Annotated in this window: 9 protein-coding genes; 6 read left to right on the top strand and 3 right to left on the bottom strand. The window is 34.8% G+C overall.

Annotation, left to right across the window (positions count from 1 at the left end):
- Nucleotides 1-75 precede the first annotated feature (75 nt).
- Nucleotides 76-1,374, top strand: coding sequence for a TolC family protein (locus BUR17_RS06080; protein ID WP_074229435.1), 1,299 nt, complete (start codon nucleotides 76-78; stop codon nucleotides 1,372-1,374).
- Nucleotides 1,375-1,594: 220 nt separating this feature from the next.
- Here BUR17_RS06080 and BUR17_RS06075 read toward each other — a convergent pair whose 3' ends face one another.
- Nucleotides 1,595-3,076, bottom strand: a complete 1,482-nt coding sequence (locus tag BUR17_RS06075; RefSeq protein WP_074229434.1) for an aminotransferase-like domain-containing protein — start codon at nucleotides 3,074-3,076, stop codon at nucleotides 1,595-1,597.
- A gap of 65 nt (nucleotides 3,077-3,141) precedes the next feature.
- On the opposite strand from BUR17_RS06075, the gene BUR17_RS06070 reads away from it, so the two are divergent.
- Genes BUR17_RS06070 through bioA form a run of 5 tightly spaced genes read left to right on the top strand, consistent with a single transcriptional unit; the run spans nucleotide 3,142 to nucleotide 7,781 of the window.
- Nucleotides 3,142-3,765: a hypothetical protein gene (locus tag BUR17_RS06070; RefSeq protein ID WP_074229433.1), complete on the top strand. Its 624-nt coding sequence runs from the start codon at nucleotides 3,142-3,144 to the stop codon at nucleotides 3,763-3,765.
- Nucleotides 3,758-4,867 (top strand): aminotransferase class I/II-fold pyridoxal phosphate-dependent enzyme, encoded by a 1,110-nt coding sequence (locus BUR17_RS20895; RefSeq protein ID WP_074229432.1) that lies wholly within the window; start codon nucleotides 3,758-3,760, stop codon nucleotides 4,865-4,867. Before BUR17_RS06070 ends, BUR17_RS20895 begins: the two co-directional genes overlap by 8 nt.
- Entirely contained in the window at nucleotides 4,868-5,476 is a 609-nt protein-coding gene (gene bioD / locus BUR17_RS20890) for a dethiobiotin synthase (protein WP_074229431.1), read from the top strand.
- Nucleotides 5,473-6,489 (top strand): biotin synthase BioB, encoded by a 1,017-nt coding sequence (gene bioB / locus BUR17_RS06055; protein ID WP_074229430.1) that lies wholly within the window; start codon nucleotides 5,473-5,475, stop codon nucleotides 6,487-6,489. The genes bioD and bioB overlap by 4 nt, the downstream gene beginning before the upstream one ends.
- A gap of 26 nt (nucleotides 6,490-6,515) precedes the next feature.
- Nucleotides 6,516-7,781, top strand: a complete 1,266-nt coding sequence (gene bioA, locus BUR17_RS06050) for an adenosylmethionine--8-amino-7-oxononanoate transaminase (protein WP_074229429.1) — start codon at nucleotides 6,516-6,518, stop codon at nucleotides 7,779-7,781.
- Between the two features lie 297 nt (nucleotides 7,782-8,078).
- Here the strand turns inward: bioA and BUR17_RS06045 are convergent, their stop codons facing one another.
- A complete protein-coding gene (locus tag BUR17_RS06045) occupies nucleotides 8,079-9,641 on the bottom strand; it encodes a peroxidase, FMP-type (protein WP_228418621.1) in 1,563 nt (520 codons plus the stop codon).
- 34 nt (nucleotides 9,642-9,675) lie between these two features.
- Nucleotides 9,676-11,166 (bottom strand): ferritin-like domain-containing protein, encoded by a 1,491-nt coding sequence (locus tag BUR17_RS06040; RefSeq protein WP_074229428.1) that lies wholly within the window; start codon nucleotides 11,164-11,166, stop codon nucleotides 9,676-9,678.
- Between the last annotated feature and the right edge of the window lies 1 nt (nucleotide 11,167).

The following is an 11,167-nucleotide window of genomic DNA, read 5'->3' as shown; positions in this document are numbered from 1 at the left end:
TGATAGTTTTTGGTTTTTAGTTGATAGAAATTTTATCAATAAGACCATCAACTATCAACCAACAATCAACCAATTATGAAAAAACTAGTCTTCATATTCATCATCAATCTTTTCCCGGCTCAACAGAGTTGGACGCTCAAACAATGTCTCGATCATGCTTCGACAAATCATCCGTTGGTAAAACAGGCAACGGTCAATATTCAGAAAAATGACCGACAGATTGCAGCTTCAAAAGGGATGTTGCTTCCATCTGTAAATGCGGGAGTGAATCACAGCTACAGTTTGGGTTCGTCAATCAATCAGTCGAGTAATCAGAGAGAAACACTTAATACACAATACGATCAGGTGATTGCTCAGGCAAATATTGAATTATTCAATTGGAGGAATTATTTGAATATTTCATTGTCGAAACTCAATAAAAACGCGAGTACATATAAGCTTAAGCAGGCTCAGAATGAAGTGAAGTTTAATGTAATTCAGAATTTTTTCACGTATCAAAACAGTAAAAGCTGGTTGGAGGTTTTAGAAACACAGATCACAGGGATCGAAGACCAGATCAAACGCACAGAAAAAGAAGTGGAAATAGGAAGCCGTTCAAAAAGTGATGTTTACGATATTAAAGCTAATTTGGGAACTTTACAGGAACAGTGGGTTTCAGCAAAAAACCAACGTGATCTGGCAAAAATAAACCTTCTGAATGCACTGAATATTACTCAGGATTCTATAGATTTTGTAATGGATGATAATGCATCTTTAGTTCAGGAAGATTTTAATATGGCTGATCTTACCAATAAATTAATAGAAAATAATCCGGCTTATAAGACTGTTGTTGCAGAGATTACGGTTCAGGAAAAAAATATTGATATTGAAAGATCTTATTACCTTCCAACATTGACGGGAAACTACAGTTGGTCAACTTTTTACAATAGATCTCTGGGTAATAATTCTTTTACCAATACGAGTTTTTCAGATCAATTTAGTCAGAATAAAAACCAATCGATCTCTTTTGGTTTGAATATTCCGATATTTAATAAATTCCAAATTAAAAATAACGTAGAAATAGCAAAACTAAATGTTATTAATTCCAACTACAGCAAAGATTTAATCATTAATGATTTAACAAAATCGATCAATTCCATAAAAGCTCAGTTTCTGAATGCCCAGGAAAAATACAGCCTTTTGGAACTGAATTTCGAAAATCAAAAACTGTCTTTTCAGAAATCTGAAGAAAAATATAAAGAAGGTTTAATGGATGCTTATACATTTTTTGTGGTAAGAAATAATTGGCTTCAGGCGAATTATAATTTAATAAGCAGCAAAAATGATGTCAATCAGCAAGTAGAATTATTAAAGGTTCTTCAATCTGAATTTTAACATTCTGCAAATAATTTTTCGCTGATTTTTTATCTATTGTAAGCTCAACCTTGTCAAGGTTAATAATTCACATATTTATTAACCTTGACAAGTTTTTTTTTGAAATATTTTTAAAGAAAATGAGTACTATGGTTGTTGCTTTGTAAGCTTTTGAATTTCTCTTTTTTCATCATTTCTTTTGATACTTTTGCGGTGAAAAATATTCTTATTTTTTTTGAAATCAGGATAATAATTTGATGTTTTCAGATAAAATTTCAATGCTTTTATCCATTTCTGTCAGATTCAAATTTCCAAAACCCAACCGCATTGCTGTAAGATTTTTGTTCTGATAAAGCAGGGTTTTAGGAATGAAAAGATTGTTTTGGGCACAGTTTCTACTGAGTTGCATTAGATTTATATGGATTTTCCACTTCATCCACACCGCCAAGCCTCCTGAAGGTTTTTGAAAATCGATATAGCCTCCCAAGTCTTGTTCTAAAAGAGAAACGAAATGATCTCTTCTTTCCTGGTAGGTTTTTAATGATTTTTTTAAATATCGGCTGATCTCTCCTTCAGCGATCATTTCTCCCAAAACGTGCTCCATCAGAACGTCTCCTTGACGATCTATAATTCCCAAATATTTTCGCATTTCGGTCATCAGATCTTCTGGAGCTACAATGAATCCTGTACGAAAACCGGGAACCAAAGATTTTCCAAAAGAGCCGATATAGATGACCATTCCGTTAGTGTCTGCGCTTGCCAAAGGAAGAATAGGACTTTTATCATAATGGAAATCATAATCGTAATCATCTTCTAAAATGATAAAACCAAATTCATTCGCAAGATTGAGTAATTCCAATCTTCGTTTTGCACTCAAGGTGACCGTGGTAGGATAGTGGTGATGCGGAGTAAGATAAAGCATTCTTATTTTCTGCTTTTTACAAACTTCTCTTACTTCTTCTACATTAATTCCTTCCTCATCAATAGAAATAGACTGGATGTTTACTCCTGCTTTTTGGAAGATCATGTTGACTGAGAAATAACTTAATTCTCCGACCAAAACAACATCGCCTGCCGAAAGTAAAATTTCAGAGACAATGTAAATACTCATTTCTGTACTTCGAGTGATCAAAAGATTGTTTTTTGAGATCGGTAAGCCTCTTGATAGATTTAAAAATTGTGAGAGGTTTTTTTTGAAAAATTCACTTCCGTCCTGATTGTATTGTCCTATTTTATGAGCTTTTCTTTTTAAAATGGAACTGTAAATTCGGGAATGATGATCAATTTGCGTTAAACGGATATCAGGAACTCCATCGTTGAAAATGTATTCACAATCAGAATACTCAAACGGGTTGTCTAAAATATTTGAAGTTTTAAAAGAAAAACCTGTAGATTTGGGATAATGTTCAAGATTATTTTTTTCGAAATCTTGAATTTGAAATGGTTTTTCCTGATTTTTTCCAATTACAAAAGTTCCTTTATTGGGAAGACTTTCTACCCAGCCTTGTGCAAACAATTCATCATAAGCAGCAACAATTGTATTTCTGTGAACCTGCAAAATGATGCTCAAAGCTCTTGTTCCCGGAAGTTTTATACCAAAGGGAAGAACGCCTCTTTGTATTGCATTAATTAATTGATTGGAGATCTGCATGTAGATAGAAATCTCTGAATTTCTATTAATTAAAATAAAACTCTCATAAGGAAACTCAACCGGACTACTCATAATGTTGAAACTGGTACAACTTAACCATCCGGCAATATACTACTTTTGGCACAAAATAAATAGTAATGGAATTTTATAATCTTATTGATAAGATCGTAAGCGATAATAAAGCTCATTCAAAATGGCTCAATACGCTGTCTTTTATGGAAAATGCGGGAGCGAGAAAGATTTCTGCTTGCGAACATCCTACAAAAGTAAATTTAATACAGTTGAAACATGCTTGTGAAGAGCATCGTCATGCATATTATCTTAAAAAACAAATTGGGAAAATAAATCCTGAATTATGTAAAACTTATGAAAGTAACGAGCTTTTAGCACCGATCGCAACGCGACAATATCTTCATGCTTTGGATGTTAAAGCGTGTAAGTATCTTCATGCTCATTTTGATTTGACAAAAGAAGAATTAAAATATGCGGCTTATCTTTTCGTGACGTATGCAATTGAAGTTCGTGCCGATGAATTATATCCTGTATATCAGGAAGTTCTTACCAAAACCAATTCAAAAGTAATGGTGAGATCGATTATACTGGAAGAAGAAGGGCATTTGGAAGAAATGATCCATCAATTGGATGAATTTTCTGAGAACTGGAAACCACACGCAGAGAAAATTATAGAAATTGAAAAAGATTTGCACATCGATTGGGTTAATGCAATAACTGAGGAAGTGATGAAACCTGATTATGCTTAATCATCTTCATTATTTTCAGAAGGCGCTGGATAAAAGAAAAGCAGATCAAACTTTAAGAATATTAAAACCTCAATCTGAAGGTATCGATTTTTATTCTAATGATTATTTGGGATTGGCAAGAAATGAAGAGTTACGAAATTTATTGTTAAAACAGATTAATGAAAATCCTCATTTGCTTTCCGGAAGTACTGGTTCGAGATTGATCAGTGGAAACAGTAAGGAAATTATCGAAACAGAAAGCTTTATTTCAAAAGAGCATCAAAATGAATCTGTATTGCTTTTTTCTTCCGGATATAATGCCAATTTAGCTCTGTTTTCTACGCTTCCGAACCGTCATGATACGATTATTGTTGATGAGAAAATCCACCGTTCCGTACATGATGCCTGTAAAATGTCTCATGCGAGAAAACTGAAATTTAAGCATAATGATGTTGGTGATTTAGAACAGATTTTAAAAAGACAAAACGGGAATTGCTACGTTGCGATAGAAAGTCTCTACTCGATGGACGGAGATTTTGCCCCGATTGAGAAGATTACAGAAATTGCTAAAAAATACAAAGCTTTTTTGATTGTAGACGAAGCTCATTCTTTTGGCGTTTTTGGATACGGTTTGGTTGAAAAATACCAATTGCAAACAATGGTTTTGGCAACGGTAATTACTTACGGAAAAGCGCTTGGTTCACATGGAGCAGCAATTTTATGTGATGAGGTTGTCAAATCTTATCTTGTGAATTTTGCATCACCATTTATTTACACAACCGCCGCTCAGGATATTCAATGGAGAAGTATAAGAACTGGGTATGAATTTTTAAAAACAAACAAAAATCCATCTTGCAGTTTACAGCAAAACATCAAAGTTTTTCATCAACAAAATATAAAAACTCCGTCGTCGGAAAATAGCCCGATTCAGGCAGTTTTAGTTTCTGACAATCATCGGTTGAAAGATTTGCAGGAAACTTTATTGAGTGAGGGATTTTTGACCTATGCTGTTTTTAGTCCTACGGTAAAAGAAGGGACAGAAAGACTGAGAATCTGCCTTCACAGCTTCAATACAGAAGAAGAAATTGTAACACTAAGTAGAATTATTAGAAGATTTATTTAAATGAAATTATTTATAACCGGAATTGGAACCGAAGTCGGAAAAACTGTTTGCTCGGCAATTTTAATAAAATACTTTAAAGCTGATTACTGGAAACCCATTCAATCCGGAGATCTACATTTTTCAGACAGCATAAAAATTAAAGAATGGGTCGGTGAAAGTGTAATCATTCATCCTGAAAGATATAAGTTAAAACTCGCGGCGTCACCTCATCAATCAGCTGCGGAAGAAGAAATTTTAATTAACAGTAATGATTTTAAACTTCCTGAAACTCAAAATAATTTAATTGTAGAAGGAGCGGGAGGATTGATGGTTCCAATTTCTGATGATGAATTCATTATTGATGTAATTGAAAAACTAAACCTTCCCGTTGCTTTGGTTGTGAAGAATTATTTAGGATGCATCAATCATACTTTATTATCACTGATGGCTTTAGAACAAAAAAATATTAAGTTGGAATATCTGATCTTAAATGGAAGTTTCCCTGCAGATACAGAAAGAGTGATCTGTAAAAATATTCAAGAGGAAACCAAAGTTATAAGAATTCCTGATTTAGAAAAAATAACAAAAGAAAATATAGAACGTATTACAAAACAATTAGAAAAAATATGACAGATAAAACAAAATTGAGAAATAATTGGACGAAAGAAGAGATCGAAGAAATCTACAACCTTCCTCTCCTTGAATTGATTTATAAAGCAGCAACCGTTCACAGAGAATGGCACAATCCAGAAGAGGTACAAATGTCAACTCTATTATCTATAAAAACAGGAGGTTGCGTAGAAGATTGTTCGTATTGCGGACAGGCTGCACGTTATCACACCAATATTAAAGTTCAGGCTTTATTACCAACTGAAAAAGTAATCGAACATGCTCAAAAAGCAAAAGACAACGGCTCTTCTCGTTTTTGTATGGCTGCAGCTTGGAGGGAAGTGCGAAATAATCGTGATTTTGACCGCGTTATCGACATGGTAAAAGGTGTAAATGAACTCGGATTAGAGGTTTGCTGTACGCTTGGAATGTTGACGGAAGAACAAGCTGTTCGTCTTGAACAGGCTGGTTTGTATGCTTATAATCACAATTTGGATACTTCAGAACAGTATTATGAAGAGATTATTTCGACAAGAACTTTTGATAATAGAATTAATACCATCAACAACGTCAGAAAAGCTGGAATTACAGTTTGTTCGGGCGGAATTATCGGCTTAGGCGAAACGCATGCAGACAGAATTTCAATGTTGTTAACGTTGGCAACAATGCCGAAACATCCCGAGTCTGTTCCAATTAATGCTTTGGCAAGAGTTGCAGGAACACCTCTTGAAAATAATGAAAAAACTGACACTTGGGAAATGGTAAGAATGATTGCTACCGCAAGAATTGTAATGCCTTCGTCAATGGTTCGTTTGAGCGCGGGAAGAATTGAAATGACAGAATTTGAACAAGGTTGGTGTTTTATGGCAGGAGCAAACTCAATTTTTACAGGTGAAAGAGAAACTTTGTTGGTAACACCAAACCCGGGAGTTTCTGAAGATATGCAAATGCTGCAGACTTTAGGATTAAAACCGATGAAAAGACAAGCTGAAAAAGTAATGGATCAATTTGAAACCTGGAAAGCTAACTTCTAGTTTCTAATCTCTAACTTCTATAATCTATGAATTTACAAGAGCGAGACAGAGCCGTCAATTGGCATCCTTACACGCAAATGAAAACTGCAGATGATGCAATTCCTATCGTTAAAGCAAAAGGAGTTTACCTTTTTGACGATAAAGGAAATAAATATATCGATGCGGTTTCTTCATGGTGGGTTACGCTTCACGGTCATGCGCATCCTTACATTGCACAACGGGTTTCTGAACAGTTAAATACTTTAGAGCAGGTTATTTTTGCGGGTTTTACTCATGAACCGGCGATAGAGCTTTCTGAAAATTTACTAAAACTTCTTCCTCAAAATCAACAGAAAGTTTTCTATTCTGATAATGGTTCAACAGCGGTGGAAGTCGCTTTGAAAATGTGTATTCAGCATGCTTACAATCAGGGAAAAGAAAAGACAAAAATTTTGGCATTTAAAAACGCATATCATGGCGATACTTTTGGGGCAATGTCGGTGAGCGGAAGAAGTGTTTGGACAAAACCTTTCGGAGAAATGCTGTTTGAAGTTATTTTTATTGATATTCCTAGTTCTGAAAATATTGAAGATCTCAAAGCTGAAATTTCAGCGTATCAGGATGAAGTTGTTTGCTTCATTTACGAACCCCTCATTCAGGGAGCTGCAGGAATGTTGATGTATAATGCTGAAGATTTGGATAACTTAATGAAATTCTGCAGAGCAAATGAAATTTTGATGATTCAGGATGAGGTTTTTACCGGTTTTGGAAGAACAGGAAAATTGTTTGCAGCTAATTATCTTTCAGAAAAGCCAGATATAATGTGTTTTTCTAAAGGTTTAACAGGCGGTACGATGCCAATGGGAATTACAACATCTACTAATGAAATTTTCGAAGCATTTTTGTCTGATGATAAATATAAAACGTTGTTTCACGGGCATTCTTTTACAGCAAATCCGTTAGCTTGCACTGCAGCTTTAGCAAGTATGGAGCTTTTATTAAATGACGAAACTCAACAAAGTATCCAGCGAATTTCGGAACAACATTTTAGTTTTTCAAATGTTTTAAGAGAGCATCCAAAAGTTGAAAACGTACGACAAACCGGAACTATTTTAGCCTGGGAAATTAAAAATGATCATAAAACCTCTTATTTTAACGAGATAGGAAAAAAAGTTTATGACGAATTTCTGTCGAGGGGAATTGTTATGCGTCCGTTAGGAAATGTGATGTATCTGGTTCCGCCTTATTGTATCAACTCAGAAGAATTAAATTTCATTTATGAAAATATTTTGGAGGTGCTAAATTGTCTTTAATTTTAAGTCTATTTAAACTAATTTTAATTTTTACCACAAAAGAAACAAAAGACAATTATAAAGCTGTTATTAGATAATCAAAGTTCTCAAAAGAACAAAAAATCAAAGATTTTTAAAGGCTTTGTGTGCTTTTTTTCTTTATAGCTATTAACTTTAAATAGAAATATCTAAATCTTTTGCCTCTTTTGTGGTTTAATAAAAGTTTAAATAAGTTTTTTGTTTAAAACCATAAAAAAAATAAACATTTCAATATTGAAATGTTTATTTACCTAATTTTAATTTACTGAAATGTTTATTCTAACTTTTGTGATAAGGGCAACCTGAAGGAGGGTTTGCAACACGCTCGGTAATTGAAGCAGGTGTTGTCATACTCATTGCAGAAGGAGCGTTGAAGAACTGCTCTTCAATTACTTTTCTCTGATCTGCAGGAATGTCCTCAATTTTTCGAAGTGTATTTACCTGAATGTGCGGCCAGCTTGTTGTACCGCCGTCATTTCCAAAATCAAATTCGAAAAATATAATTTGCTCATATTGCAGCTGAAGAATTTCTTTTCCGTCTTCAATTACGGTTTCAATCCACAAGTTAAATTCTATTTCTACAGTGGGTACAAAACGATTAACAAAAGGAACATTTAAAATTCCACCTTGTGCACCAGTTGGCATTTTTGATGACATTTGGATTAGGACATAATTGGCAACAGTTTGTCCGCTCAATGTATCTCTTAATCGCATATCGGGTCTTACACAATAAGGATATAGCTCGTCTGCCAATATTCTCTGCGTATAGATTTTGTTTGAACCGGGATCATTTTCATCGTTTAATGTTTCGTGAACCCAAGCCGGAGCTGGTTCGTCAAGGTTAATCGCACCTCCTGCACCACCCATTGTAGGTGAAATCGCAAGATGAGGAGGATCCCAAGTTGCAATACCGGTAGGAAATTTTGGGGTACCTTTTCTAAGATAATATATTTTCTTATCAACACTTTCAGGGGTAATATCTCCCAACACAGTAATTGTGCTTCCGTGAGGAATAACACCACTTCTTGAGATAGAGTAGTCTGGGATAAAATAAGGTCCTGTGATTCCATCCATTGGCTTAATTTCCTGTGCAGGAATAATTTCGTAATATTTCTGTCCTTCTTTCAACTGGCTCAAAAGAATGTATGAAGAATTACCGTTTTCGTCTTTTACTTCAACCAATGGCTCGTTTCTGTATTCTCCTTTGTATCCGTATTTTTCAAAATCTTCGGTAGAAAATGCGTGAATTCCGCGGTCTTTTTCTATGGTTTCTTTCGTTGCAGCATAATTGTAAACATCACTTAACCAAAGATACATTCCATTTTCTTCATGAATTCCGGCGTATTGCAAATCTGGATTTCCTTCTACTTTATTTACACTTTTAATGGTTTGATCGTATTTTACAGCACCACAAAATAATTCGGTTGCACCACCACGGTTACGAACACCTCCTGGAACGATTTCGAAAGTTAATTTTTCAATATATTCTTCAGTATCAAAGCTGAATTTTCCGGGAATTGTGCTCGGATTTGTACCCGGAGAAGGCATAATGGTAGTATGTATTCCGCTTCCCAGAGAAGGTCTGCCGATGTTTGTATTGTAATTGGCATTATAACTTACCCAAGTACCGTTTAGCGCTTCCAAAACACCATAATCAACATTATTTGCAATTTCCTGAAGATTTTCTTCACTAAAAGGTCTTACAGGATCATCGATCAAAAGTTTCGAGTATCCGTTCATTAAATTGGCAAGATAACCTTTCGGGGCTTCATCCTGATTTGGAGCAGCAGCTCTTGAAAACTGATTTTCTTGTCCAAAAATTTCTTTATTTCTTTTTAACATGATGTATTAGTTTTTGATGGTTTTAGTTTTAAATTTAATTTGCAGGATATTCAAAAGTTGGTCCTGCATTTTGAGTAGAATTTAAAGGCTGGCTCATCAATCCAATGGCCTGTTCTTTCAAAGCGTACATGTACATGATTGATTTTTCCAATTCTTTCGCATTACCTTCTACTGCAGCCTGAATGGCGTCTAAAAGATTTTTATAGGTTTGGTTAAATGCTTTTCCCTGTGCGTACAATTGCGGATTCGATTGGTAATCGCTCATTTTCGGGTTTGGCTTCATCGGGTAGGCTGCGTTCCAGTCAACCGGTAATTCTTTTCCTACAGGTGGAGTGGTTACAGGCATCATTCCGTTTTCATCGGTGAAAGGTCTGTAGTCTCCGCCAAGATAAAAATGCTCATGAAAAACTTCTTTAAATCTGAAATAATGCGCCAATTCTGCACCTTCTTCAAACTGCGAAGGATCTACATCAAAAATAGAATCATCTGCACCTTCACCTTGTCCTTTAATTTCCTGAAAAACAGCAATTACTCCATCCAAAGCTTCTACAGGATGTAGTTTTCCGCCGCTTCCGTAATATTGTTCCGGACGAATTTGTTTTGCGGGATCTCCAGTGAAAATTCCACCTGTGTTTAACTCTTCAAAATTTTGGGGAAGCCTTCCGTTCGCTTTGTAATAAGCAATGATTTGAAAAACAACGATGTAAAAGAATAAAACGTCATAATATTCACCAATGGTATGAACATTCTGCATCATAAAATCTTTCATGTTTTCCAGCGTCCACAAATTATTTTCCTGAACAGCACTTTTGGAATATAAAGCTGAATTTTCTGCTTCAGGTGTATATTTCGGAGCTTTTACCAAAGGATTACTTGGGCTTTCAATCGCAATAAAAGTAGCAATACTGTTTGTAGAAAAAGTTTCAAGACCAACAAAAAAATCAACATTCATCGGCAATTTCATCGGATAAGTAGGGTAGTTCTGAGGTCTGTTTACCGACGGCTGAATACTTACCGCATTCATTACATTACAAACCATAATCATGTGAAGCATTTCTTCCACGGCAACACTTCTGATAATTTGTGATGCCAAAATATTGGTTCCGTCTTTAATCGAATATAAAGCCGTAAGATAAGGTGGAATCGTAGAATGTTCAATTAAAATTGCTGTTTGCAAAAGATCCTGTAAAATAGGACGATAGTCTAATTCCGTTAATCCTTTTTTAGCTTCAGTAAGTTGCCCTTTTGAAAGCTCTGCAGAAGGCTTTAAATTTGAAATTTTAATAGAGAATTGTGAGCTTAAATAATCATTGAATTCTTTGATTTGATTATTTAGCAACAGGTTTGTGAGCGTTTTGCTGTGGTATTTTAATCCTTCAATCCAGTCTTGTTTACTTATTGTTGAATCAAATAATAAGGACTGAAGAGAAATTGCTTCTGCTTCGATTGTATTTTGGGCTAAAGAACTTCTTGACGAAATATTAGTTTCCTGAGGTTCTGTTTTATTGATAAGTCTTTGTCTCATT

This window comes from Chryseobacterium scophthalmum (assembly GCF_900143185.1).
Classification (GTDB): Bacteria; Bacteroidota; Bacteroidia; order Flavobacteriales; family Weeksellaceae; genus Chryseobacterium; species Chryseobacterium scophthalmum.
The sequence above is the reverse complement of the archived record's forward strand: the minus strand, read 5'-3'. Positions and strand labels throughout refer to the sequence as shown.

Bases quoted from the DNA above. Each gene is read 5' to 3' on its own strand.
- BUR17_RS06080 (WP_074229435.1), top strand. From the start codon at position 76: ATGAAAAAACTAGTCTTCATATTCATCATCAATCTTTTCCCGGCTCAA.
- BUR17_RS06075 (WP_074229434.1), bottom strand. From the start codon at position 3,076: ATGAGTAGTCCGGTTGAGTTTCCTTATGAGAGTTTTATTTTAATTAAT.
- BUR17_RS06070 (WP_074229433.1), top strand. From the start codon at position 3,142: ATGGAATTTTATAATCTTATTGATAAGATCGTAAGCGATAATAAAGCT.
- BUR17_RS20895 (WP_074229432.1), top strand. From the start codon at position 3,758: ATGCTTAATCATCTTCATTATTTTCAGAAGGCGCTGGATAAAAGAAAA.
- bioD (WP_074229431.1), top strand. From the start codon at position 4,868: ATGAAATTATTTATAACCGGAATTGGAACCGAAGTCGGAAAAACTGTT.
- bioB (WP_074229430.1), top strand. From the start codon at position 5,473: ATGACAGATAAAACAAAATTGAGAAATAATTGGACGAAAGAAGAGATC.
- bioA (WP_074229429.1), top strand. From the start codon at position 6,516: ATGAATTTACAAGAGCGAGACAGAGCCGTCAATTGGCATCCTTACACG.
- BUR17_RS06045 (WP_228418621.1), bottom strand. From the start codon at position 9,641: ATGTTAAAAAGAAATAAAGAAATTTTTGGACAAGAAAATCAGTTTTCA.
- BUR17_RS06040 (WP_074229428.1), bottom strand. From the start codon at position 11,166: ATGAGACAAAGACTTATCAATAAAACAGAACCTCAGGAAACTAATATT.